Raw genomic sequence first — 24714 nt, 5'->3', positions numbered from 1 at the left:
CCACCTCTGTCACGACATGGAGATGGCTTTGGCACCGTTGGCTGCCGAGTTTTCGGCCGTGGTCACCGTGGTTGATGTCGATGCCGACCCGGTGCTCGAAGCGAAGTACGACGAAATGGTGCCGGTTTTGCTGCATGGCGAAACAGAGCTTTGTCATTACTTCCTCGATGAGGCTAAAACCCGTGAATATTTGGCCGAAATCCGCTAAAATTCAGGGTCTTCTGAACAGGGAAGGGCGCTGGAAAAGCGCCCTTTTTTACTAGCATCAATGGATCACATCCGTAATTTCTCTATCATTGCCCATATCGACCACGGCAAATCAACGCTGGCCGATCGCATCATCCATCTTTGTGGCGGTCTTTCCGACCGTGAAATGGAAGCGCAGGTACTCGACTCGATGGATATCGAGCGCGAACGCGGCATTACCATCAAGGCCCAGACTGCTTCGCTGCAGTACAAGGCACGTGATGGCAAGATCTACAATCTGAACCTGATCGATACCCCGGGGCACGTCGATTTTTCGTACGAGGTTTCCCGTTCGCTGTCGGCCTGCGAAGGTGCGCTACTGGTTGTTGATGCCTCGCAGGGAGTTGAAGCGCAGACCGTGGCTAACTGTTACACCGCCATCGAGCTGGATGTCGAAGTTGTGCCGGTTTTGAACAAGATTGATCTGCCGTCGGCTGACCCGGATAGCGCCCGTCAGGAAATCGAGGATGTGATCGGTATTGACGCCACTGATGCGGTATTGGCTTCGGCCAAGACCGGTCTTGGTGTCGAGGATATTCTTGAAGCCGTTGTAGCCCGTGTGCCGGCTCCCAAGGGTGATCCATCGGCACCGCTCAAGGCGCTGATCATTGATTCATGGTTCGATAATTATGTCGGCGTGGTGATGCTGGTTCGTGTCGTTGATGGCGTGCTTCGTCCGAAGGACAAGCTGCTGTTCATGGCGACCGGTGCTATCCAGTTGTGTGAGCAGGTCGGCGTTTTTTCACCGAAATCGGTTCCGCGCGATGCGTTGCGGGCTGGCGAAGTGGGTTTCGTCATTTCCGGCATCAAGGAACTGAAAGCGGCGAAGGTCGGCGATACGATCACTACGGTCGACCGCAAGGCCGCTTCGGCCTTGCCCGGCTTCAAGGAGATCAAGCCGCAGGTGTTTGCCGGTTTGTATCCAGTGGAATCCAATCAGTACGACTCGCTGCGTGAAGCCCTGGAAAAGCTCAAGCTCAATGACGCATCTTTGCAGTATGAGCCGGAAGTCTCGCAAGCCCTTGGCTTCGGCTTCCGTTGCGGTTTTCTTGGCCTGCTACATATGGAAATCGTGCAGGAGCGCCTTGAGCGCGAGTTCGATCAGGACCTGATCACCACTGCGCCGACGGTTGTCTACGAGGTCGTGCTGCGTGACGGGACGCTGGTTCAGATCGAAAACCCGGCCAAATTGCCTGAACTCAGCAAGATTGAAGAAATACGCGAGCCGATCATTTCGGCGACGATCTTTGTGCCGCAGGATTATCTCGGTAACGTAATTACGCTGTGCAACCAGAAGCGCGGCAATCAGGTCGATATGCATTACCACGGCCGGCAGGTGAAGCTGGTCTATGAGATGCCGATGGCTGAAGTGGTGATGGATTTCTTCGACAAGCTGAAGTCCTGTTCCAAGGGCTATGCCTCGCTGGACTACGACTTCAAGGAATATCGCGCGGCCGATGTCGTCAAGCTCGATATCCTGATCAACACCGAGAAAGTCGATGCGCTGTCGTTGATCGTGCACCGGGCCAATTCGCAATATCGCGGCCGGGAACTCGCTTCCAAGATGCGCGAACTGATTCCTCGCCAGATGTATGACGTGGCGATTCAGGCGGCTATTGGATCGCATATTATTGCTCGTGAAAACGTCAAGGCGATGCGTAAGGACGTGCTGGCCAAGTGCTACGGCGGCGACATTTCGCGCAAGAAAAAACTGCTGGAAAAGCAGAAGGCTGGCAAGAAGCGGATGAAGCAGGTGGGCAGCGTGGAAATCCCGCAGGAAGCTTTCCTCGCAGTGCTTCGTGTCGATAACTGAGAATAGCGATGAACTTTGCCCTGATTCTTTTCGTGCTGCTGGTGATTACCGGCGTGCTTTATGCAGTTGATATTCTGAAATTCCGCAAGCTTCGTGTAAAAAATGGGCCGGAACCCCTTTGGGTCGAGTGGGGGGCCAGCTTCTTTCCGGTCATCCTGATCGTCTTCGTGCTCCGCTCCTTTCTGTTCGAGCCTTTCAAGATTCCCTCCGGCTCGATGATCCCGACGTTGTTGGTTGGCGATTTTATTTTGGTGAACAAATTCACCTATGGCATCCGCCTGCCGGTGATCAACAAGAAAATCATTAGCATCAACGAACCGCAACGTGGCGATGTGATGGTTTTTCGTTATCCGGAAGATCCGTCGCTCGACTACATTAAGCGCGTTGTCGGATTGCCGGGCGACACCGTGGCCTACCAAAACAAGCGTTTGACCATCAATGGCCAGCCGGTTGAAATGACCAAAACGGCTGACTATCTGCATCCGGAACGTCTTTACTATTCGGAACAGTATCTTGCCAAGATGGGCGAGGTTCAGCATAACCTGCTCAACGATACCGATGCGCCGGCTTTCGTGCCCGATGCCGGGCGTTTTCCCTACCGCGAAAATTGTTCTTACAATGCCGCCGGTGTTACCTGCAAGGTGCCGGCCGGGCATTATTTCATGATGGGCGATAACCGCGATAACAGTCGGGATAGCCGGGCTTGGGGTTTCGTGCCCGAAGAAAACATAGTCGGTAAGGCGTTCTTTATCTGGCTTAACCTCAGCGATCTCAGCCGGATCGGTTCCTTCAAGTAAGGGGATATCAATGAAATATCAACGTGGCGTGGCGCTCTCTGGTCTGATTTTCTGGGGCATTGTCCTTGTTCTGGTGGCTGTGCTCGGTATGAAAGTGGCTCCGACCGCTATTGAGTACTTCAAGATTTTGAAGGACTCCAAGGCTGTCGTCGCTCAGGTTGGCCCCGATGCCACGGTTGCCGATGTCCGCAAGTCGTTCGACAAGTTCGCTGAAATCGACATGCTGGAGTTTTCTGGTAACCAACTCGATATATCGAAGGATGGCGGCAAAATCGTCATCGAATTTGCCTATGAAAAGCGTATTCATCTTTTCTGGAATGTCAGCCTGCTGATTGACTACAAAGGGTCGACCGCTGAGTAATATGGCATGACCGCGCAGTCCGTTGCCAATACCCTCGGCCACTGTTTTTCTGACCAGACTCTTCTCCGGACGGCACTGACGCACCGTAGTTTTGGTACGCCCAACAATGAGCGGCTCGAATTTCTCGGCGATGGCATTCTTGATTGTGTTATCGCCGCAGCGTTGTTTCATCGCTTTCCGGATTTTCCGGAAGGCGATCTGTCCCGTCTGCGTGCCAATCTGGTTCGCCAGGACGCCTTGCATCGCCTGGCCTTAAGCCTCGATATCGGCGGCTGCCTGCGTCTGGGGGAGGGCGAACTGAAAAGCGGTGGCGCCCAGCGTCCCTCGATTCTGGCCGATGCGCTCGAGGCATTGTTTGGCGCGATTTATCTCGATGCCGGTTTCGATGCTGCCTACGCGGTCATCATCAAGCTCTATACCCCCCTGCTGGATGAGCTGCGACCAGGACAGGTGCAGAAGGATGCCAAAACCAGCTTGCAGGAGTGGCTGCAAGGGCGCAAGAAACCGTTGCCCCGTTACCAGCTTCTTGAAGCGACCGGCGCTGCCCACGAGCAGCGTTTCAAGGTGGCTTGTGAAATTGACCATCCGTCCGTGCGTACCGTCGGTTACGGACCTAGCCGCCGTATTGCGGAGCAGATCGCCGCCGAACAGGCATTGAAAGAATTGAAGGCATGAAAAAAATCCGTTCCGGTTACATCGCTATCGTCGGCCGACCCAATGTTGGCAAGTCGACGCTGCTCAACCGTCTGGTTGGGGAAAAAATCAGTATTGTTTCGCGCAAGGCGCAAACGACTCGCCACCGGATTACCGGCATCGTGACCAAGGAGGATGCGCAATTCGTCTTCGTTGACACCCCCGGTTTTCAGACCAAGTTTTCCAATGCCTTGAACCGGGCAATGAATCGCGGCGTCACCCAGACGCTGAGCGATGTTGATCTGGTGCTCTTCGTTGTTGAAGCCGGTCGTTATGATGCCAAGGATCAGGCGGTCGTCAGGTTGTTGCCGAAAGACCGTCCGGTAATTCTGGTTGTCAACAAGACCGATCAGTTCAAGGAACGCAATGCCTTGTTGCCTTTCCTGGCACAGGTTTCCGCCGAGCACGATTATGCAGCGGTGGTCCCGATCAGCGCGACCAAAGGTCGCCAGACCGAAGATCTACTGGCCGAAGCCCGCAAGCACCTGCCCAACGAAGGGCTGATGTTCCCGGAAGACGATCTGACCGACAAAAGCGAACGTTTTCTTGCGGCCGAGTACATCCGAGAAAAAGTCTTCCGCCTGCTTGGCGATGAATTGCCTTACGCGACGACGGTGGAAATCGAAAGATTCGAAATCGAAGGCAATCTGCGCCGGATTTTCGCGGCAATCGTTGTCGACCGCGAAGGCCACAAGCCCATTGTGATCGGCAAAGGGGGCGAGTCGCTCAAGCGCATCGCCAGCGAAGCACGCCAGGACATGGAGCGCCTGTTCGACGGCAAGGTTTATCTCGAGATCTGGGTCAAGGTCAAATCGGGCTGGAACGATGACGAACGCCTGCTGAAGAGCCTCGGTTACGAATGAACCTGCGCAGCAAAGTCGATGGCCAACCGGCCTACGTCTTGCATACGTACCCGTTCCGGGAAACCAGTCTTATTGTCGAAGTATTTTCCCGTGATTTCGGGCGCATGGCTTTGTTGGCGCGCGGCGCCCGCCGCCCCCGTTCGGCGATACGCGGCTTGCTGATGGCCTTCCAGCCGATAGAGATCGGCTGGGCCGGCAAGGGGGAAGTTCTCACCTTGATGAAAGCCGAGTGGTTGGGTGGTCAACCCTTGCTGGTCGGCGATGCCCTGTTCTGCGGCTATTACCTGAATGAATTGCTGATGCACCTGCTGCCGCGCGAGGACGCGCACGAACACCTTTTCGTGCGTTATGCCGAAATGCTCGCCCGGCTGGCCGTCGATCCTAGCGGCAAGGTGCGTGAACCCGATCTGCGCAGCTTTGAGAAAGCGCTGCTGCAGGAGCTTGGTTATGGCCTGACCCTGAGCCATGACAGCGCGGGCGAGGCGATCATTCCGACGGCATATTACACCTACCGCATGGAGCAGGGGCCGGTGCGTGTCGAGCATGCCGAGGCGGCGGCGCAAGTCGTCAGGGGTACGACATTGCTCGACCTTGAGGCCGAAGATTTTTCCGACTCGCGTTCCCGTTTGGAAGCCAAGCAGTTGATGCGGACCTTGATGGCTTATTATCTGGCTGGCAAGGAACTGGAAACCCGTAAAATATTCAAGGAGTTGCAAGAGCTATGATCGAACTTGGCGTCAATATCGACCACATCGCCACGCTGCGTCAGGCCCGCCGTACCTATGAACCGGATCCGGTCTGGGGGGCTGTTGAGGCCCATCTCGGCGGGGCTGACGGAATTACCGTACATCTGCGCGAAGACCGTCGCCACATCCAGGATGCCGACGTGCGGCGTTTGCGCGAACTGACTCAGGTGAAGCTCAATCTGGAAATGGCGGCAACCGACGAAATGGTCGGCATCGCCTGTGGGCTGAAGCCGGAAATGGCCATGCTGGTACCGGAGGGACGGCATGAAGTGACGACGGAAGGTGGACTTGACGTTCTGTCCCAGGAAGGACGCCTGAAGGATGTCATTGCCCGCTTGGCCGATGCCGGCATCGTTACCAGCGTCTTTATCGATGCCGAACTGCCGCAAATTGAAGCAGCCGCCCGTATCGGTGCCAGCGTCTGTGAAATCCATACCGGACCCTACGCACACGCCTTTCATGCCCGTGGCCGCGATGCCGAAGCACCGGCGGTGATCGCCGAACTGGCGAAGATCCGTCTGGCTGGCCAGCGCATCCGCGAACTCGGCATGCGCTTCAATGCCGGGCATGCGCTCAATTATTTCAACGTACAGCCAGTGGCTCGCCTGGCCGGTATCCGTGAGCTGCACATCGGCCACGCCATTGTCAGCCGATCGATTTTCGTCGGCTTGCGCGAAGCTGTTCGCGAAATGAAGCAACTGATGCGTGAAGCGGCCGAGCGCAGCGAATGATCTACGGTATCGGCACCGATATCGTCGCGGTCGAACGCCTGCAGCAAATGTGGGAACGCCATGGAGACCGGGCGCTCAGCAGGTTGTTGGCACCCCAGGAAATTGAGGAGTTTGCCAAGGCTGCCAGCAAGGGGCGTTTTCTTGCCAAACGTTTTGCTGCCAAGGAAGCCTTCAGCAAGGCACTCGGCACCGGCGTACGGCCACCTGCTGTGTTGTCGGCCATTGCCGTCAATCACGATGAGCTGGGCAAGCCGGCCCTGGTTTTCTGTGGTGAACTGGCTGAGTTGATCGAAAACCGGGGCCTCAAAGCCCATCTTTCCTTGAGCGATGAAGCTGATTACGCCATCGCCTACGTCATTCTGGAACACGCATGATTTACCAAGCTCTCGGCCCGCTGATGATTGACATCGCCGGCACGCAGCTCACCGAAGTCGATCGCGACCGCCTTTGTCATCCGTTGGTCGGCGGCATCATTCTGTTCAGTCGCAATTACACCAACCCGGAACAGCTCGCCGCTCTGACCCGGGAAATTCATGCCCTGCGTAGGCCGGCCCTGTTGATTGCCGTCGATCACGAAGGGGGCAGGGTGCAGCGTTTCCGCGACGGTTTTACCCGCTTGCCGCCGATGGCTGTCTTGGGGCGTTTATGGGATGAGCGGCCGGAAGCCGCGCTCGAAGCCGCCCGTCAGGTCGGCTTCGTCTTGGCCGCCGAATTGCGCTCACGGGGTGTCGATTATTCCTTTACCCCGGTTCTCGATCTCGACTATGGTCCATCGCGGGTCATCGGCGACCGCGCTTTTCATCGGCAACCCGAAGCAGTAGTGGCGCTGGCCAATGCCCTGTCGGCCGGTTTGCGCGATGGCGGCATGGCTTCCTGTGGAAAGCATTTTCCCGGTCATGGCCATGTCATCCCGGATTCGCACGTCGAGTTGCCGGTCGATGGGCGTAGTCTGGAAGCCATGCAGGAGGACCTGCTGCCGTACCGCCAGCTAGCCCTTGATGCGGTCATGGCGGCTCATGTTATTTACGAATGCATGGATTGCAATACTGCTGTATTTTCAAATAAATGGATCGATTATTTGAGAAATAACATTAAGTTTAATGGGGTGGTCTTTACCGACGATCTCTCAATGGCCGGGGCCGGTGTCGTGGGCGACATGCTGAGCCGGGTCGATACTGCCTATCGCGCCGGTTGCGACATGTTGCTGGTTTGTAATTCGCCGGCTGCCGTGGGTGAGGTGCTCGCCAGCTGGCATCCGGAAGTCGATCCACTGCGCGGTAAGCGCGTTGAAGCCTTGTTGCCCGGCTTGCCGGCCAAGGATTGGGCGGCGCTGCAGGTCGATTCGCGCTATCAGGCTGCCCGGGAAAACATTGCCCGATTGACGGCCTGAAATGCAATCGGGCAGCCGAAGCTGCCCGATTGGCGTGCCGTGAATCTCGTGATTACTTGACGCGATTCTTGTATTCGTCGGTGCGGGTGTCGATTTCGATCTTGTCGCCGATATTGACGAAAGCCGGCACCGGCAGTTCAAAGCCGGAGGACAGCTTGGCAGGCTTCAGAACCTTGCCGGACGTGTCGCCCTTGACAGCAGGTTCGGTGTAGATCACTTCGCGGACCACGCTGTTCGGCAGTTCAACGGAGATTGCCTTGCCGTTGTAAAAAACGACTTCGCAAGCCAGGCCGTCTTCCAGATACTTGAGCGCGTCGACCATGTTCTCGGCCTCGACTTCAAACTGGTTGTATTCGCCATCCATGAATACATACATCGGGTCGGCGAAGTAAGAATAGGTCACTTCCTTCTTGTCGAGCTGAACCACTTCAAACTTGTCGTCAGCCTTGTAGACGGCTTCGGAAGCTGCGCCGGACAGCAGATTCTTGAGCTTCATCTTGACCACAGCAGAGTTGCGGCCGGACTTGTTGTATTCGGTCTTCTGGACGACGAGCGGGTCGGCACCAACCATAATTACGTTGCCAGAGCGTAGTTCCTGTGCGGTCTTCATTCGGGATTCCCAAAAAGCTGAAAAATAAAGCGGCGGATTATACCTTGGCGGCGCAGAACTTGACGAGAGTCTCGGCAAGATTCTCGTTTTTCGCCAGTTGATTCGCCCAGCGATGGTTGTATCGATCGAGTTCCGAGCGGATGGCGATGAAGTCGGCCCAGGCCTGGCGCAAGTCGCCGGCTGAATTCCATGCCCGAAAAAGCTGACTCACAGCCGTTGCGCCGACCGCGCTCAACCCGGCGGTGTAACGGTTGAGAAAAGCTTCAAGCTTGACCAGGTGAGCGTCTTCCTCTTGCCGATAGATTTGCCAGACAAAAGGCTTGCCGGCCCATTGCGCCCGGACGAATGAATCCTCGCCCCGGACGAAATTGATGTCGCACCGCCAAAGCAGCCGGTCGTAGTCGTCCTGCGGCAGAAAGGCAAAAGGCAGGACACGCAGGCGTCCGTGCTGCCACGGTCCGTTGCTGCCAAAGTGTGCCGCGACGGCTGCCAACGGCTTGCCGGGCGACACATGAAGGCGAGTTTCGATAGAGGATTCGGCGAGCGTTTCGATAAGTGCGGAAATCGGGGCCGTGTCATAGCTGAACAGGCTGATATCCAGCCCATGATGGCCGGTGGCCTGGGCGATTGTTTCGTCGCGCTCGGCAAACAGTCCTTGTTCGCGCAACAGGCGGCCCGTCGTCGTCGAAAATCCTGGAAAGTAGAAATATTTGGTCAGCGGTAGCGAAGGGTGGGGCGATGCCATGCCATGGCAACTTTCCGCCCACGCTTCCGCGGTCAGGTATTCGAGATTGATCCAGCAGGGTGTTGGCGTGGTTTGGGCCATCGCTTCCAGGTAGGCGACCGGCAACTCGCAGGCAAAAGCTTCGATAACGACCTCGCCAACGCGGTCGATTCGAGGGTTTTCGGTCCAATGGATGATTTCGACAGCCGAGCAAGACTGCCGAGCCCGTGCTGGGTCGATGGCTGGGCACAGGGGCTGCAGGCTGTTCAGGTCGTCGAGCCACAAACGAACATGTTTGCCGTGCTCGTTCGCCAACTGCCGAGCGAGCCGCCAGCACACGCCGATGTCGCCGTAGTTGTCGATAACGCGGCAGAAGATGTCCCAATGAAGCTGCATGGGCGACATGCTAACATCGCCGCCATGCCTGCATTTAACGACCCCCAAGACTGCACCACTTGCCCGCGCCTGGCCGAACACCTGGCGACCATTCGCCAGCGCGATCCGGACTGGCACGCCTTGCCTGTTCCCGCCTTCGGTCCGCTCGACTCCGAACTGCTCGTCGTCGGCCTGGGCCCCGGCGAGAAAGGTGCGAATCGCACCGGTCGGCCGTTCACCGGCGATGTCGCCGGTGAGTTGCTTTATCCCGCGCTGTATCGCTTTGGCTTTGCCAGCGTCGCCGAACCACTGGGGCTGGATAAATGGGCAAATCCGCTCATGCAATTGAGTAATTGCCGCATCACCAACGCCGTTCGCTGTCTGCCGCCGGCCAATAAACCGACAACGGCCGAAATTCGCCAGTGCAATGGGCATCTCAAGGCCGAGTTGGCCGCCATGCCGCGTCTGAAAGTGATTGTCGCCCTGGGGGCTGTCGCGCATCAGGCGCTGCTCTGGAGCTACGGTTTGAAGGTCAAGGATTTTGTCTTCGGCCACAACGTCACGCATTCGCTACCGGATGGTTGCTTGCTCGTCGATAGCTATCACTGTAGCGGCTATAACTGGCGGACCGGGCGCTTGTCGCGGGAGAGCTTCGAGGCTGTTTTTGCCGGCGTTAAAGCGCACCTCGGGTAAGTTGCTGAGCGTATGAGTTTCGATGCCAAGGCTTTCCTGGCCTCGCTGACCGAGTTGCCCGGTGTTTACCGGATGCTCGATGCCGGAGGTGCCGTCCTCTATGTCGGCAAGGCCAAGAATCTGAAGAAGCGGGTCGCGTCCTATTTTCGCGAAAATGTCTCCAGTCCGCGCATTGCGCACATGGTCAGCCAGATCGCCGCCATTGAAACCACCTCGACCCGCACCGAGGCAGAGGCGCTATTACTCGAAAACAATCTGATCAAGTCGCTGTCGCCGCGCTACAACATTCTCTTTCGCGACGACAAGTCCTACCCCTACATCGTCCTCAGCAAAAGCGATTTTCCCCGGCTCGGATTCTTTCGTGGAAACCCGGACCGCAAGGCCGAGTATTTTGGCCCCTATCCCTCGTCCTGGGCGGTGCGGGACAGTATCCATCTGCTTCAGAAGATGTTCCGCCTGCGCACTTGCGAAGACACGGTTTTCGCTAATCGCTCGCGGCCCTGTCTGCTCTATCAGATCAAGCGCTGCAGCGGGCCGTGTGTTGCTCACATTGGAGCGGAAGACTATGCCGCCGACGTTCAGTTGGCCTCGATGTTCCTGCTCGGCAAGCAGCAGGAAGTGACCAAGCGACTGACCCGCTCGATGGAGGAAGCTTCCGCCCGTCTGGCCTTCGAGCAGGCGGCGATTTATCGCGACCAGATCCAGTCGCTGCATCAGATCCAGGAAAAGCAATTTGTTTCCAGCAGCAAGGGTGAGGACGTCGATATCATTGCGGCGCTTAAGGACGCCGGGCAGCTCTGTGTCAATCTGGCGATGGTTCGCGGCGGTCGGCATCTCGGCGACCGCCCGTTGTTCCCGAGCAATGCCGGTGAATCTTCGCTCGCCGACGCGGTAGCGGCATTCATTCATCAACACTATGCCGCCCATCCGGCGCCGGCGCGGGTTCTCGTCTGTCCGCTTCCGGTTGAAGATGAGCGCGTGGAAAGCGAAGCGATGCTGGCGGAGATCGCCGGGCGCCCGGTGCCGATTCAGGAAGCCCGTTCAGTCGTCCATAAGGCTTGGGTGGACATGGCCCTGCAAAATGCTCGATTGGCGATATTCGCCCGCAATCAGGCAACCGCCCAGCAAGAGCAACGTCTCGCCGCCCTGCAGGAAGCGCTGCAGTTTCCCGAGGCGATTTCCCGCATCGAATGTTTCGATATCAGTCATACCATGGGTGAGGCCACCGTTGCCTCCTGCGTGGTTTATCACGGCAACGGCATGAAAAAGTCCGATTACCGCCGTTTCAACATTAAGGATATTCAGGCGGGCGACGACTATGCGGCGATGCGCCAGGCGGTGACCCGGCGTTACGGCAGCATTGCGGCCGGGGAGGGCGTGGCGCCCGATCTGATCCTGATTGACGGTGGTAAAGGCCAGGTAAGCTCAGCCTATAGCGCATTGGCCGACCTCGGTCTGGCGCACCTGCCGATGCTTGGCGTCGCCAAGGGGGAAGAGCGAAAGCCTGGCCTTGAAACGCTGATTTTCGCGAACGGGCGCGAGCCGCTACAATTGCCGCCGGAACATCCGGCACTGCACCTGATTCAGGAAATCCGCGACGAAGCTCACCGTTTTGCCATCACCGGCCATCGTGCCCGGCGTGGCAAGGCGAGGAAAACGTCTACGCTCGACAGTTTGCCTGGTGTTGGCCCGGCGAGACGAAAGGCGCTGGTTTCCCGTTTTGGCGGTCTGCCTGGCGTTCTTGCGGCCAGTCCCGAACAACTGGCTGAAGTCCCCGGCATCAGTCGGGAAATGGCCGACAAAATTTATTCTGCATTACACTGACGCATGCCTTTCAACCTCCCCATCCTGCTGACCTGGCTTCGTATCGTTGCGATCCCGCTACTGATCACGGTCTATTTCCTGCCGGCGGGCTGGGCAACGCCGCACGAACGCGATCTGGCGGCCACTCTAATATTTGTCGCGGCGGCATTTACCGACTGGGCTGATGGCTATCTGGCGCGAAAACTCGACCAGACCTCGGCCTTTGGGGCCTTTCTCGACCCGGTCGCCGACAAGTTGATGGTGGCTGCCGCGCTGATTATCCTGGTTCAATTGGGGCGGGCCGATGCCATTGTCGCGTCGATCATCATCGGCCGGGAGATCACCATCTCGGCGCTGCGCGAATGGATGGCCAAGATTGGCGCAGCCAAGAGCGTCGCCGTATCCATGCTCGGCAAAGTCAAGACGGCTGCCCAGATGGTCGCCATCCCGCTGCTCCTTTATTACGCGCCGCTGTTTGGCCTCGATATACGCTTGATCGGCAATGTGCTGATCTGGGTTGCCGCGCTGCTGACGCTGTGGTCGATGGGGTACTATCTGCGCATGGCATGGCCGGAAATCGTCAAGCGTAGCGCGGAAAAAGCGTAGTTGATGTTGACAAACCCGTTGGGGCGTCTATAATGCGCGCTCTGTTTGACGCGGCAGTAGCTCAGTTGGTAGAGCGCAACCTTGCCAAGGTTGAGGTCGAGAGTTCGAGACTCTTCTGCCGCTCCAGTTTTTCTGAAAGAAACGTAGTCTTCTTTCTGGTTGTATCGCATAATTTGTAGGCACGGCGCGATAGCAAAGCGGTTATGCACCGGATTGCAAATCCGTGTAGGTCGGTTCGACTCCGGCTCGCGCCTCCAAGAATTTGCGGCAGTAGCTCAGTTGGTAGAGCGCAACCTTGCCAAGGTTGAGGTCGAGAGTTCGAGACTCTTCTGCCGCTCCAATATACGAAGGGAAAGCGCTGAGCGCTTTCCCTTTTTCGTATCGGGACACCGATATAATCAACAATCCGCCCGGGTGGTGAAATTGGTAGACACAAGAGACTTAAAATCTCTCGGCTTATGGCTGTACGGGTTCGATTCCCGTCCCGGGCACCATCTAAGCGTTTCAGGTAGTATCAGCAAGCATTAAGAACCCGCCTAAGTGCGGGTTTTTTATTGGTTTTGTGTTTTATTGTGTGTAATATCGTCTCAGAACATCTCACCCCCTTTGTGTATAACTATGTGCGTAACAGGGGGTAATCGAATGGGAGTTACACACAATGCCTTTGACCGATACGACAATTCGTAGCTTCAAGCCTGCCGATAAGCCGAAATCGGTCGCTGACGAGCGCGGGCTATCAATCCACATTCAGCCGAATGGCAGCAAGTGGTGGCGGTTCCGCTATCGTTACGGCGGCGTTGCAAAGATGCTATCTCTTGGTGTCTATCCAGATGTTGGCCTCAAGGACGCCCGTGATCGTCGCGATGCTGCGCGCAAGATGCTGGCCGATGGCATTGATCCAGGAGCAACGCGGAAGGCGAGCAAAGCAGCGCAAAGCGATCGTGCCGCCAATTCCTTTGAGGTGATAGCCCGGGAATGGCTTGATGGTCAGAAAGACGTCGTGTCAGAAGGGCAGCAGGAGAAGACTCTGGCGCGCATGGAGAACGATGTATTTCCGTGGCTTGGTGTGAAGGCGATGGCTGATATTAGCGCCCCTGATATCTTGTCCGTCCTGCGTCGAATCGACGAGAGAGGTGCTCGCTACACGGCGCACCGTTGCCGGGGACAAATCAGTCAGGTATTCCGGTACGCGATCGCGACGGGGAGGGCAGAGCGCGATCCGTGTCCGGATCTGAAGGGGGCGATTCCCTCGGCTCGATCCGGAAATTTTGCCAGCATCACCGAACCGGCCAAAGTCGGTGAAATGCTCCGTTCGTTTGACGCCTTCAGTGGCACGTTCGTCGTGAAGTGCGCCTTGGAGATAGCCCCCCGAGTGTTTGTCCGGCCTGGCGAACTACGCAAAGGAGAGTGGGCGCAGTTTGATCTCGATAAAGCCGAGTGGCGCTATTTCGTCACTAAGACAAAGACTGAACATATTGTGCCGCTGGCGTCTCAGGTCGTTACCTTGCTGCGAGAACTTCATGCGCTGACTGGGCATGGTCGATACGTTTATCCTGGCCGTGATCCAAAAAAGCCGATGAGCGAGGCTGCAATCAATGCAGCACTACGCCGCCTGGGTTACGACACAAAAACGGAAATTACCGGCCATGGGTTCCGTGCGATGGCTCGAACCATTCTGCATGAGGAGTTGCACATCAAGCCGGAAATCATTGAACACCAGCTCGCGCACACTGTGCCTGATGCGCTCGGTACCGCCTACAACCGCACCAAGTTCCTGAAGGAGCGAAAAGTGATGATGCAGCTATGGGCTGATTATTTGGATAAGTTGAAGACTGGGGCTGATGTCATCCCGCTGCAAGGCAATGGTGCCAAGTAATGCGGTTGAGAATGGACGGTCTGGAAGTGATTACCACAATCAACTTGAGTTAATCGACTAATTCCATTTTGGTCGGCAAATCTATTTCCTTAGCTCAAGAATGTCTAAGTTAATTCTGCGCCCTAAACCTGCGCCCTAACTGCTAGGGCGCATTTTTTTACCCTGAAAACGTCAATAATTCTAAGGAAATTGATGTTTAGAACGACAGCCTGACAGGCTGTAAATCAAATATTTGTGAGCTTGATCAACGCGTTAGATGGGTTTATGGTTGGCCTGCGTCGATTTGGCGCAGGATAAATCCTAGTGAGATTCAAAATGAACATTAAATCCGATCAGCATTCCAGGAACGCTTTCCTGCGGTTCGCCGAGAGCGTCATTTCCGGTCCGAAGTGCAGCATTACAGGACACGTAGGTTTTGGCGACACCGTCGGCGGCGGTGCTATTGAGGTCGAGGTCAGCAACTCCACAACTTCGACCGCTCCGGTTGCCAAAACCGAAGACGGCGGCGACCCAGACCCTGAGCCTGAACGAAGCCGTCCTCGTGGCCGACCCCGTAGTGCAGACAATCCTTCCCACGGCGACATTCCGCCGGCCCTTGCAAACTTCGACAGGCTACCTGACGCAGCTTTTGTGCGACTGCCGGTTGTCACCGGGATACTCGGTTGCTCTAAGGCAACTGTATGGCGTCGCTGCAAGCTAGGGGAGCTTCCCAGCCCTGTAAAACTCTCAGCCGGCACAACTGCCTGGCGCGTGTCTGACATCCGCGCCCATCTCGCCACCGTCGGCTGCTGAGAAACACCATGCAAACGAACAATAACCGCCACCTTTGCGGGGGCGGCGCTCGCCTGAATATGGCGTAAAAAGCCGCCCCGAAAGGCGGCTCCCAGTAATGCGCGATGGCCTAGACAGCGAAGCGCACCACAACCACGAGGTTAACAATCATGGCTCACTCAAATCTTAAAGCACCGACCACTAGCCCTGCAACCACCGAGAGCTTCGCTTCGATGGCCGTCACATCACTTGGCTGGGGGTTGATCGGACTGGCGATCCGCTTGGCGTTATTCGGCGCATGACCGACGGGCGGTCCGCATCGGGCACTAAAGATTTTTCGTTTGTGCCGTGCATACCGCAGCCGTCGTGATGCTGAAATAACCGCACCACAACCGAGGAGCATTACCAGATGGACACACCGAAACTTACCGGGCTGCGCAAGGCGGCCAAAGCATGCGGATTCCCCTACACGAGCCTGCTGGATCGCTTGAAGGATGACGAAGAGTTGCGCGCTGCAACTTTTCGCATCGGTAGCCGCCTGTTCGTCGATGAAGGGCAATTCACTCGCTGGATCGAAGGTAAGCGCCTGGGGGCTTTATGCGAGCAACACTGACCCCAGACGTAGAAAAGCCCGGTTGCACCCGGGCCTCTCCCAACAACAAATTCTTTACTACCAGCGACATGAACTCTACCTGCACACTAAAATTTGGTCAAGCTGCCAAGCTGGCCTATATCGACGCCGTCTTGGCGAGCATTGAATTACCCCCTGGCTTCCGCAGTTTGACGCCTAAGGAGGTCGCGGGTGAAGTTTGGGAGACTCCGATGCCGGAGTTCCTGCTTGAGTGCCTACAGGCTGAAGGCGTTACAGCACTGATTGCAAATCGAGGTACCTGGTGGATAGACGATTTGTGGGTGTGTTCTCACCCTATGTTCGGCATCAGCGCAGAGCACGGATGGATGCGATGGATACTACCGTCGCTCGACGGCATCGTCAGAGAGTCGGGAAAGGGTGCGCCATGGGTTACTCGCTCGCCCGCGGGCACTTGGTTTTGGTGTGAAAAAGACAAGAAGGCGTTGAGGGTAACTATAGGTCAGATGCTTGATCGTTGCGTTGATTGGATGAACGAGGTGCGGCCATGACTGTAGCCTACAACGAGCTCCATGAAGTAGACCGCGCCATTGACGCTCTCTTGTCCCAGCAATGCCCCGGCGACTTCGATTCGTGGTGGAAGCTTATGGGCGACGCGATTGCGGAAGGCGTGCCCAAGGGCACGATCCGGACTTGGAGCGAGTCTGGCGACAACTTCGATGAGCGCGCCTTCGAGTCGCAATACAGCAGCTTGAGCAATCGTCCATCAACCGGCCGGACGGGAATGCTGTTCAAGAAGGCGCGGACCGCCGGGTGGGTTGATCGTAACCCTGGAAAGCGTCCGTCTGCCGCAGACCTGGAAGCACAAAAAAAGCTTGCTGCCGACGTGGAGGCAAAAGCCGCATCGGCGAAAGCGAAGAGGCATGCCGACGCGGAGAAGCGCGTCGAAAAGTTGCTTGAGGGGACTGGCGCGCCCTCTCCAGATCTGCCTCAGCTAAGGGGCAAGAAGGTGGGCGTTCACGGTGACCTGCGTTTCTTGCCGGAGTTCGAGCTTCGCTACGTCGATGAAAAAACTGGAAAGTGGTGCTCGCACATCGAGCGAGACGTCGTTGCCATACCAATCCGCACCGAACGCGACAAGATCACGTCCCTGCAACTACTCTTTACCAGCAAAGACAACCCGACCGGTGAGAACAAGTATTTCCTGCCAGGAGGCCGAACGGCTGGAGGGTATTTTGTTATCGGGAGAGTCGCAACGACGACCAAGGAAATCGATGTGGTAGAGGGCTATACCACGGGTGCATCGGTCTTCGAGGCACAAGCGGTTGGCGGGGATAGCTCGGAAACCGCTGTGATGGTTGCTTTCTCCGCTGGAAACCTAGAGGCGGTCGCGAAGGGGATTCGTCAGAAGCTGGGTGATGACGTGAAGATCATCTTTGGCGCCGACAACGACCAGTGGAAGGAGCGCAACACCGGCGTAGAGGCCGCTAAAGCCGCTGCGCGCGCGGTTGGTGGGTATGTGGCCATCCCGCCGTTCGAGCCGAAAGATCAAACTGGCGTCGATGATGAGGGGCGACCTACTGGCCCGACTGACTGGAACGACTGGCACAAGATGCAGGGCTTAAAAAGCGTTGCCTACCATATCCGGAATGCGTCAAAAGTTGATCCCAGCAAAGCAGATGCCGAGCTAACCCCTGAGCAGCCGGAGGTGGTCGATTCGGTGGCATACGCAGTCGCTCATACGCAAGGTACGGCTCTCCAGGTGGAGCAGGCTGATACTGCTGCCGAAGAAATCAGCGAAAACGACGTTAAGCGCCCATCATTTGCCTGTTACGAGGAATTCACCGCCTACGGGAAGCCCGGCCTGTATTTCCACAGCGAGAAGAAGGAGAAGGGTGGCGAGGTTGTTCTCACTGACCAATGGATCTGCAGCCCCATCTACGCGGTGGCGGCAACACGCAGTGAGCGCGGAGAAAACTTTGGCCTCATGCTCAGATTCCGCAATTCTGCCGGGCAGGACCGCGAATGGGCTATGCCAATGTCGATGCTCAAGGGTTCCGGCGAAGAATTGCGCGGTGAACTCCTGTCTTTGGGCATGCGGATTGATGTCGACGGCAACAAGCTTCTTACCCGGTGGCTCATGGCCCAAATTCCTGAGCGTGAGCTGACCGCTGCCGACATGATCGGCTGGCACGGAGACGGCGCCTCTCGGGCTTTCGTTCTTCCGCGCAAAACGATCGGCAATCAGGATGTGGTGTTCCAGTCCGAGCACATCGCCCTCGATGAGTTTTCCGTTCGTGGCAGTCTGCACGGCTGGAACCAAGAGATTGGCCGTCTGTGTTCCGGCAATAGCTGGCTGACGCTGGCTGTCTGCTCGGCGCTTGCAGGGCCGATGTTGAAACTCGCCGGGCGCGTTGGCGTGGGCCTGCACTTCGTTGGCGACTCTTCGCTGGGCAAGTCGACCCTCCTCAACGTCGCCGGTAGCGTGTGGGGCGGGCGAGGATTCATTCGCACATGGCGCGCCACGGGTAATGGCCTGGAGGGTATCGCTGCTGCATTAAGCGACACGTGCCTGATCCTGGACGAGATCGGCGAGGCTCCTGCCTCTGAGGTCGGGGCAATCGTCTACGCCATCGGAAACGGTACAGGCAAAAGCCGGGCAGCCCGGACCGGCGCCGCGAAGAAGGTTGCACGCTGGCGCCTCAGCCTACTGTCGTCCGGCGAAAAAACGCTGGGCACGATCATGGCGGAAGCTGGCAAGACGACGCACGCTGGCCAGGAGGTCCGCATGCTGGATATCCCCGCCAAGCGAAACCACGGTGTCTTTGACAAGCTTCACGGCTTTCTGGATGGGCGCACTCTTGCCGACCATCTGCAAAATGCCGCGAAGGACGGCCATTGTGGTCATCTGGGGGTGGCGTTCATTGAACGTCTCATGGCCGATGCCCGAGACTTCAAGGCCGCTCATCAGAGCCTCATCAAAGAACCCGGTTTCAAGTGCAGCTACGAACTGGAAGGCCGGGCGGCTGAATCTCTAGCGCTAATCGCCCTGGCTGGCGAACTGGCAACGGAATACGGCCTCACTAACTGGAGTTCGGGCGATGCCAAGCAAGCTGCTGTCGAGGCGTTCAAGGCTTGGCGCGAGATGCGCGGTGAAGGGCAGACCGAGGTTCGCAAAATCCTGAGGGCCGTCGAAACCTTCATTGATCGTCACGGTGACAGTCGGTTCTCCCCTATCAGCATCGACCATGCTACTGGCGATGCCAAGGGGTATGAGACGATGATCCGTGACCGTGCAGGCTGGTGGAAGAACGATCCTGGTGGCCGGGTGTATCTCTTCACAGCAGACGGCTTACGCGAGGCGCTGAATGGCTTTGAGTTCAACCGTGGTATTGATGCCCTGAAGAATGAGGGCTGGATCGCTGAGAGCGACAAGGACAAGAACTCGAAGAAAATCCGAATTCGCGGAGATGCTCCGAAGCCGTTCTACTGCATCCGTCAGACAGATGATGATTGTCCGATCGGAGAATTGCGGCGGTGAGCGCCATCATCTGATCGCACCAGAAGCCCGGCCATGTGCCGGGTTTTTTTGTTGTCGAGAATGTCACCGGATACGGGGTTGCATTTGTTCCCCCTGATCTTGGCCTGGGGAACAGCGAGGGAACAGAAAATGCCGTGTATTAGAAGGGCTTTTTAGTATTTGTTCCCCCGTTCCCCTTGTTCCCTCATAAAGTAGAAAGAACCATTCCCGAAAAATGAAGTGTCTCGTATATAGGTCCCCATCACCGGTAGGCTCCAATTTTTTCTATCTGAGTGCTGATTTTCGAGGGAACACGGAGAACAGGGGAACACTCCTTAATTATCAATGCATTTTGCGTTCCCTTGGCGTTCCCTCTGCTGTTTTTGGGGGAACAATGAAGGTGCGGTCTGCATTCCGAGTCTTCTTCACCGGCCCGCCGGTCGTGTCCCGCGTGTCCTTGTCAGCCAGACCTCGGCCTGCCGGCTGTCACTGCGTGGCACTTCTGGTGACATACTCCCGGCCGGCGTGATGCCACCATGCGCTCATGGAACAAGACAACAAAACCGCCGACGCCTCTTTGAGTGAGGTTGCGCGGCTTCGGTACGAGAGCACGAGGCTCACGCTGGATGAGGTGGCTGCCGAGGTAGGCTGCTCTTCGCGCACGATAAAGCGATATAGCGCTGCAGACGGTGGTTGGCAGAAGAAAACGGGGCCGGAGTTGACCGCCCGCGCTCAAGCTGCAGCTGATCGGATCTCCGCTGCCGTAGCTGACCTGCCGGCAGACGCACCTGATGACGCCCGTAAAGCCGTAATCGCTCAGGTCCGTACCGCAGCCGCCGTCGACGAGCGGGCCGCTATCATTGCCCGCCATAGAGCGGAGGTATCGGGTCCTCGGGCGCTCGCCTACGAGGGCATGCGCAAGAGGGACATGGACCTGATACGCATGGCTAAGACTGCGGCGGAGGCCTTAAAAGTCACTCAGGACTTGGAACGACGCGCATGGTGCATCGTTGATGCTAGCGAGCCGCCGGGGTCAGGCATTACGGTGATAATTGAACGGGCATAGCTAGATGGCCTTCGGATATTTATGTATAATTCCTTACAACGTCCGTTGTTTGAAATTATACGACATGACCAAAACTCCAATTTTTCTCTACCTCCGGGTCAGCACGACCAAGCAAGGCAAGTCTGGCCTGGGGCTTGAGGCTCAACGCGACGCCATTCGGCGCTTTGCCGCCACCGAGCGCCTGCACATCGCCGGTGAGTTCGTTGAGGTCGAGACTGGCAAGGGCGCTGATGCGCTGGATCGCCGCCCACAGCTTGCCGCTGCACTGATCGCCACCAAACTGGCCGGTGGTGCGGTTTGCGTCGCCAAGCTGGACAGGTTGTCTCGCGACGTAGCTTTTATCGCCGGCCTCATGGTGCAGAAGGTACCATTCATCGTCGCGGACCTTGGCGTCGACGCGGATCCGTTCATGCTGCACCTCTACGCCGCACTGGCCGAGAAGGAACGCGCCCTCATCAGCATGCGCACCAAGGAGGCGCTGAAGGCTGCTCGCGAGCGCAAAGAGAACCCGGTCAAGCTTGGCGGCTATCGTGGTGGCCCCTTGGTTGATCACCGCCTTGGTACAGAGGCTAAAAAGAGAGCTGCTGACGATTTCGCTCGTTCTGTGGCGCCAATTATTAACGAAATTCAAGGCCGTGGCATCGTCAGCCTGCGCGGTATTGCTAGTGAACTGGTCGTCAAGGGAATCAAGACCGCACGCGATGGCAACAACTGGACGGCAACGGCAGTAAAGAACCTTCTGGCGCGGATAACGGCCGCTACGGCCTGAGCCTGGTCGCTGACGCTGGAGCACACCTACTTATATGGAGCTGAGTAATATGCCATCAAATGATCAAGTAATTGAAAGCCTCACCGCTTGGGTCGAAGAGCAATCTGGACACATTCACGCACTCGAGCATGTAATTAATGCGCTTATCCTTACCCACCCTAACCCAAAAGCGTTGGTTGACGCTCTTGGAATAGCTCAGCCCAACGTAGACGCAATGCTGAATGGCTCATCACTGCCTGACGAGGCTATCGCGAAATATCACGCGGTGATCGACGAGATGACCAGCCTAGCAACAGGTAGGGCTGACGGCATTTAGGACTAAAGCATTCGCTTCTGAAACGCGCCGGCCGATGCAGCCTGCGCCGGTCGCCACCTGATTTACTCGGGTGCTCGGCTACGAAGGTGATTGGGATCAGGGATATTAGCGGCTCGGCTGGGAAATAGCCGCTAGTAATGTGAGACAAGATTACGGCAGATGCTAGATTGTTCTATCACCGCCCAGCATCTTCTTTTTCCTTCATAGCGCTGGCCAATCCCTTAGATATTTCGCTGACCAGATTTTCATTTGCATTGCCGGCTAGGTAGTTTGTGCACGGATAGGTTAAAGACCTCCCAAACTCCTGAATTTTTACCGAACAGGTCTCAGAAAACCAACCTCTCTTCTCAAGTTCGGTATCGATTATCTCAACGTGTGGGCTAACTACTCCAAGGCCAGCCACGACGAATTCCGGATCATGGCTACCAAATTCGCCCACCACAATGAACCGACCTTCGTCATATGAGCGACTGAGGTAAATCTCCCAAACGCCGCTTCGTTTTCTCGATAGATTTGCCTGATTTAAGGCTTCTAAGGCGCTTTCCATTTTAATCCCGGCAGCTTTAAGGCTTAGATACAGCTGATGAAAGCTCTTAATGGTTTGATACTGAAAAGCTCGGTTTATAAATTGTGCGTTTGTCACCGCAAGTTTCTTTACGCTTTCACGGCTAACCAAGCGTTGCTGCATGTCATTCAGGCTTCCAGATGTGGCTAGCTTGTCACCTTCTTCTAGAGCTTGAAGTATGGTTTTCGATGCAACGATAGCGTTGTAGCGCAGTTTTTCCAGTTCCTCCGCGTGTGGGCCGTCCGGGAATTTTTCGAGATAGTTTTCCGAACAGTTCATAAATTCCTGAGCTACTCGCAATCCATCTTCATCACGATTCAATGCTCGGTCATCTGTGGTTTTTGCGCACTCCTTGAACGCAATTGCTTCCATGCTTAGTGCATGGGCCGCTGGATTGCGCGCGCCTTGATCAGTTTCTCGAGTGAATGGCGGCGAATTGCTTTTTTCTGTAGAGGCTAGCTGTTGGTCTTGCTGCTGGTCGCATCCAAGCAATATGAGAATTAGAGCAAAGGGGGCCAAGGGTTTGTATTTCATTATCTTTGTTTCCACTGGTAATCTGACCTGTCATCACCTACGAACGTCCGGTAGCGCGCTCTCAGACGACCTCGTCGACAAGCTCTTCCTGCTGCTTCAGGCTATCGTCGCTGTCCAGCCGGTCTACCACTATTCCAAGCGCTCCACTCACGATAGCCTCGCGGATCGTCGACGCATAGCCATCCGCCCATCTCTCAGCTCGTAGCAGGGTATGCACGTAGTGCCGCAGCTTGCTGAAGCTGGCGCCGCTCAGGTGATCACGAGGACGTGAACCCATTTCCTCGAAGTTGTTCATCGCCTCAAGGTCGGTACAGACAAAGCCTGCCGCGTAGGCACCAATGACGAATCGCTGGTACTCCGGTATCTCGAACCAGTCAGCCAGGCTGCTATCCGGCCGTCGCCTGTAAGCGTCGATCAGCTCCCGTGCCAACAGGACGAACAGTTCCACTTGGCACGCATGAACGTCTGAACGTCGGCTGAACGGCCGGTCAACGATTCCTTGTTTCATAGCTGGCCTCCCTCCTGCTGTTGTTCCTATGCTCGGGTTCTGGTCCGGTAATTTTTCCCTGTCCGGGTGTCGTGACTTCATTCTGCAGATGGTGGGACAAAGCACAAACGGTGCGGCGTCCGACGACATCATCATACTCTCGGAGTCACAAAATGAGCCAAATTGAACACCTGACCGAACAACTCGATGCGGCCCGTGCTGCACTGAATGCAGCCCTTTCCGCTGGCGGCGATACAACCGAGTCGCGCTACCAAATAGGCGTCATCGAAAGCGAGATTGCAGCGATCGTCCGCCGGCAGCGCGAAGAGCGGGTCGAGGCAGAGCGCGAGCAGCAGGCCGCAATCGCTGCTGCCGCCGCCGAGCTGGCCGAGCAGGCGCACACTGCGGTTGAAGCCGCCACCGAGGTGCCTGGCCTCGAAGACCTGGCAGGCGAGACTCTGGCTCCCGTCGCCCGTGATCCTCAGATTGACGTTGCCGCAGCCGCCGTAGTCCGTGCTCGGGCCACGCTGGTGCGCGCGGAGTCTGAGTGCCGTCCGCATGCGGAGCGGGTCGCCACCCTGCAGCAGCGCATCCGGGACAAGCTGGCCGCCATCGATTCCGTTAGCGCCCGCCGTATTGCCGGCGATGAGCGTGGAGGTGATGCTGCAGAGCTCGACATGCTGCGCAAAGATGCCGGCGCCCTCGATGCGTTGCTCACTGACGCCAAGGCCGCCGCCACTGCAGCGGATCAACGGCCTGCCGCCCGTGCTGCTCTGTCGGCTGCTGACCAGGCTCTGAGTCAGGCGCACAACCGAGTCGCATACGAAACCGCCAAGGAGCGCGTCCGCCAGGTGGATCTCATCCTCGTCAAGCTCTTCGGCGTCATGGTCGAGACCGGGCGCGCTGCTGGCAAGAGTTCGCCTTGGAGCGAGTACCAAGCCTCGCCTGGGCTGAAGCGTGTAGTGACCGGAGCGATCGTTCCCGGCTTCCGTGGCTCATTCTGAAATTTAACCAACAAGGCGCCCGACGCGGCGCCTCACTATGAGGACAAACACCATGAACCAGATCCCAGAAGCGCCCATTGACCGTGACGGTGCCGGCCTTTTTCAACCTGGCAACACCGTCGGCAACGCTGGAGGCCGCCCGCGCGGCACTGGCCCTGCGCGCCGCCTGGAGCAACTGATTTCTGCCGATGGCGCTGCGCTATTCGAGCTGGCCTTTGAGCGCGCCAGGCACAACGACGATGTCTTGGCCGCGCTGGTGCACCTGATCGCAGCGGCGGAAACGTCGTCCAGCATTGCAGCATTCCGGCTCGCTTCTGCGCAGACGCAGGGCGGCACGAACTGATTATGGCTCTCCTGCGACTCCGCGCAGGCTTTACCCCGGCAGGCGCCACCCTGTCTGCCGGGGCTTTTTTTGAGGATACAAACATGGACGACCTATACAAATCGCATTGCCGAGAACTGGAGCGTGGAGAGTACGCCGAGGTGTTTCGCCGGCTGCGGAAGGCATTCGGACCGAAACCTCGCCTGATTTTGGCCAAGTCGATAGTCGCCACCAAGCGCAAAACGATCGCACCGAAGAGGCCTGTCTTGGTAGTGCGCCAGGCGGTGCCGAGTGACCGCGAACTGCTTGGCGCAATCAGCGACGCATGCGCCCGTGGCTGGATCACTGGCACGGATGCACTAGCTGCCCAGCGCCTGCTTGAGCAGGGACATCCGCTGCCGAAGGAAGTGCGCAACGCGATTCTCGGACGCCGGAGCTAACCCG

General features: G+C 57.0%; 26 protein-coding genes and 4 tRNA genes. 26 read left to right on the top strand and 4 right to left on the bottom strand.

Going from position 1 to position 24714, the window contains the following annotated elements:
- Positions 1-16 precede the first annotated feature (16 nt).
- Genes ACLIKD_RS09025 through nagZ form a run of 10 tightly spaced genes read left to right on the top strand, consistent with a single transcriptional unit; the run spans position 17 to position 7640 of the window.
- Positions 17-208 carry a glutaredoxin family protein gene (locus ACLIKD_RS09025; RefSeq protein WP_428828324.1) on the top strand — a complete coding sequence of 64 codons (192 nt, stop codon included), beginning with the start codon at positions 17-19 and terminating at the stop codon, positions 206-208.
- 60 nt (positions 209-268) lie between these two features.
- Positions 269-2059 (top strand): translation elongation factor 4, encoded by a 1791-nt coding sequence (gene lepA, locus ACLIKD_RS09020; protein WP_226414958.1) that lies wholly within the window; start codon positions 269-271, stop codon positions 2057-2059.
- Between the two features lie 8 nt (positions 2060-2067).
- Complete coding sequence (lepB, locus tag ACLIKD_RS09015) at positions 2068-2856, top strand: signal peptidase I (RefSeq protein WP_428828048.1); 789 nt, start codon at positions 2068-2070, stop codon at positions 2854-2856.
- Positions 2857-2866: 10 nt separating this feature from the next.
- Positions 2867-3217, top strand: a complete 351-nt coding sequence (locus ACLIKD_RS09010; RefSeq protein ID WP_428828047.1) for a DUF4845 domain-containing protein — start codon at positions 2867-2869, stop codon at positions 3215-3217.
- Between the two features lie 6 nt (positions 3218-3223).
- Positions 3224-3892: a ribonuclease III gene (gene rnc, locus ACLIKD_RS09005; RefSeq protein ID WP_226414924.1), complete on the top strand. Its 669-nt coding sequence runs from the start codon at positions 3224-3226 to the stop codon at positions 3890-3892.
- Positions 3889-4773: a GTPase Era gene (gene era, locus ACLIKD_RS09000; protein ID WP_226414921.1), complete on the top strand. Its 885-nt coding sequence runs from the start codon at positions 3889-3891 to the stop codon at positions 4771-4773. Before rnc ends, era begins: the two co-directional genes overlap by 4 nt.
- Entirely contained in the window at positions 4770-5498 is a 729-nt protein-coding gene (gene recO / locus ACLIKD_RS08995) for a DNA repair protein RecO (RefSeq protein WP_428828046.1), read from the top strand. Before era ends, recO begins: the two co-directional genes overlap by 4 nt.
- Positions 5495-6250 carry a pyridoxine 5'-phosphate synthase gene (locus ACLIKD_RS08990; RefSeq protein WP_428828045.1) on the top strand — a complete coding sequence of 252 codons (756 nt, stop codon included), beginning with the start codon at positions 5495-5497 and terminating at the stop codon, positions 6248-6250. Before recO ends, ACLIKD_RS08990 begins: the two co-directional genes overlap by 4 nt.
- On the top strand, positions 6247-6624 hold the full coding sequence (gene acpS / locus ACLIKD_RS08985) for a holo-ACP synthase (protein ID WP_428828044.1): 378 nt from the start codon (positions 6247-6249) through the stop codon (positions 6622-6624). The genes ACLIKD_RS08990 and acpS overlap by 4 nt, the downstream gene beginning before the upstream one ends.
- The gene (nagZ, locus tag ACLIKD_RS08980; RefSeq protein ID WP_428828043.1) at positions 6621-7640 is read left to right on the top strand and encodes a beta-N-acetylhexosaminidase; all 1020 of its coding nucleotides are present in this window, start codon (positions 6621-6623) and stop codon (positions 7638-7640) included. Before acpS ends, nagZ begins: the two co-directional genes overlap by 4 nt.
- Positions 7641-7692: 52 nt before the next feature.
- Here the strand turns inward: nagZ and efp are convergent, their stop codons facing one another.
- Together efp and earP are read right to left on the bottom strand one after the other, a co-directional pair.
- Positions 7693-8250, bottom strand: a complete 558-nt coding sequence (gene efp / locus ACLIKD_RS08975) for an elongation factor P (protein WP_226414841.1) — start codon at positions 8248-8250, stop codon at positions 7693-7695.
- Positions 8251-8287: 37 nt separating this feature from the next.
- Positions 8288-9370: an elongation factor P maturation arginine rhamnosyltransferase EarP gene (gene earP / locus ACLIKD_RS08970; protein WP_428828042.1), complete on the bottom strand. Its 1083-nt coding sequence runs from the start codon at positions 9368-9370 to the stop codon at positions 8288-8290.
- Between earP and ACLIKD_RS08965 the strand changes: the two genes are divergently transcribed.
- From ACLIKD_RS08965 to ACLIKD_RS08905, 13 genes are all read left to right on the top strand, one after another.
- Positions 9266-10042 carry a uracil-DNA glycosylase gene (locus tag ACLIKD_RS08965; RefSeq protein ID WP_428828041.1) on the top strand — a complete coding sequence of 259 codons (777 nt, stop codon included), beginning with the start codon at positions 9266-9268 and terminating at the stop codon, positions 10040-10042. The genes earP and ACLIKD_RS08965 overlap by 105 nt on opposite strands.
- 12 nt (positions 10043-10054) lie before the next feature.
- The gene (gene uvrC / locus ACLIKD_RS08960) at positions 10055-11866 is read left to right on the top strand and encodes an excinuclease ABC subunit UvrC (protein WP_428828040.1); all 1812 of its coding nucleotides are present in this window, start codon (positions 10055-10057) and stop codon (positions 11864-11866) included.
- A gap of 3 nt (positions 11867-11869) precedes the next feature.
- A complete protein-coding gene (pgsA, locus tag ACLIKD_RS08955) occupies positions 11870-12451 on the top strand; it encodes a CDP-diacylglycerol--glycerol-3-phosphate 3-phosphatidyltransferase (protein ID WP_226414805.1) in 582 nt (193 codons plus the stop codon).
- A gap of 50 nt (positions 12452-12501) precedes the next feature.
- A tRNA-Gly gene (locus tag ACLIKD_RS08950) sits at positions 12502-12577 on the top strand.
- Between the two features lie 57 nt (positions 12578-12634).
- Positions 12635-12708, top strand: a tRNA-Cys gene (locus ACLIKD_RS08945).
- 7 nt (positions 12709-12715) lie between these two features.
- Positions 12716-12791: transfer RNA gene (locus ACLIKD_RS08940), tRNA-Gly, on the top strand.
- A 68-nt stretch (positions 12792-12859) separates the two neighbouring features.
- A tRNA-Leu gene (locus ACLIKD_RS08935) sits at positions 12860-12945 on the top strand.
- Positions 12946-13109: 164 nt separating this feature from the next.
- Positions 13110-14327 (top strand): tyrosine-type recombinase/integrase, encoded by a 1218-nt coding sequence (locus tag ACLIKD_RS08930; protein ID WP_428828039.1) that lies wholly within the window; start codon positions 13110-13112, stop codon positions 14325-14327.
- A 315-nt stretch (positions 14328-14642) separates the two neighbouring features.
- A complete protein-coding gene (locus ACLIKD_RS08925; RefSeq protein WP_428828038.1) occupies positions 14643-15119 on the top strand; it encodes a helix-turn-helix transcriptional regulator in 477 nt (158 codons plus the stop codon).
- Between the two features lie 388 nt (positions 15120-15507).
- Entirely contained in the window at positions 15508-15711 is a 204-nt protein-coding gene (locus ACLIKD_RS08920; RefSeq protein WP_428828037.1) for a hypothetical protein, read from the top strand.
- Positions 15712-16234: 523 nt separating this feature from the next.
- A complete protein-coding gene (locus ACLIKD_RS08915; RefSeq protein ID WP_428828036.1) occupies positions 16235-19228 on the top strand; it encodes a DUF927 domain-containing protein in 2994 nt (997 codons plus the stop codon).
- 1109 nt (positions 19229-20337) lie between these two features.
- Positions 20338-21042 (top strand): recombinase family protein, encoded by a 705-nt coding sequence (locus ACLIKD_RS08910; RefSeq protein ID WP_428828035.1) that lies wholly within the window; start codon positions 20338-20340, stop codon positions 21040-21042.
- A 49-nt stretch (positions 21043-21091) separates the two neighbouring features.
- Entirely contained in the window at positions 21092-21358 is a 267-nt protein-coding gene (locus ACLIKD_RS08905) for a hypothetical protein (protein ID WP_428828034.1), read from the top strand.
- Positions 21359-21533: 175 nt separating this feature from the next.
- Here the strand turns inward: ACLIKD_RS08905 and ACLIKD_RS08900 are convergent, their stop codons facing one another.
- Positions 21534-22457 carry a hypothetical protein gene (locus ACLIKD_RS08900; RefSeq protein ID WP_428828033.1) on the bottom strand — a complete coding sequence of 308 codons (924 nt, stop codon included), beginning with the start codon at positions 22455-22457 and terminating at the stop codon, positions 21534-21536.
- Positions 22458-22518: 61 nt separating this feature from the next.
- Positions 22519-22965, bottom strand: coding sequence for a hypothetical protein (locus ACLIKD_RS08895; protein WP_428828032.1), 447 nt, complete (start codon positions 22963-22965; stop codon positions 22519-22521).
- A gap of 152 nt (positions 22966-23117) precedes the next feature.
- Between ACLIKD_RS08895 and ACLIKD_RS08890 the strand changes: the two genes are divergently transcribed.
- The 3 genes from ACLIKD_RS08890 (at position 23118) to ACLIKD_RS08880 (ending at position 24710) form a co-directional block, all read left to right on the top strand.
- Positions 23118-23948 carry a hypothetical protein gene (locus ACLIKD_RS08890; RefSeq protein ID WP_428828031.1) on the top strand — a complete coding sequence of 277 codons (831 nt, stop codon included), beginning with the start codon at positions 23118-23120 and terminating at the stop codon, positions 23946-23948.
- A gap of 52 nt (positions 23949-24000) precedes the next feature.
- Positions 24001-24291, top strand: coding sequence for a hypothetical protein (locus ACLIKD_RS08885; RefSeq protein WP_428828030.1), 291 nt, complete (start codon positions 24001-24003; stop codon positions 24289-24291).
- A gap of 83 nt (positions 24292-24374) precedes the next feature.
- A complete protein-coding gene (locus ACLIKD_RS08880) occupies positions 24375-24710 on the top strand; it encodes a hypothetical protein (RefSeq protein WP_428828029.1) in 336 nt (111 codons plus the stop codon).
- The last annotated feature ends 4 nt before the right edge of the window (positions 24711-24714 follow it).

This window comes from Azonexus sp. IMCC34842 (assembly GCF_050368855.1).
Lineage (GTDB): Bacteria > Pseudomonadota > Gammaproteobacteria > Burkholderiales > Rhodocyclaceae > Azonexus > Azonexus denitrificans_A.
This window is presented reverse-complemented; position numbering and strand designations above follow the sequence as displayed.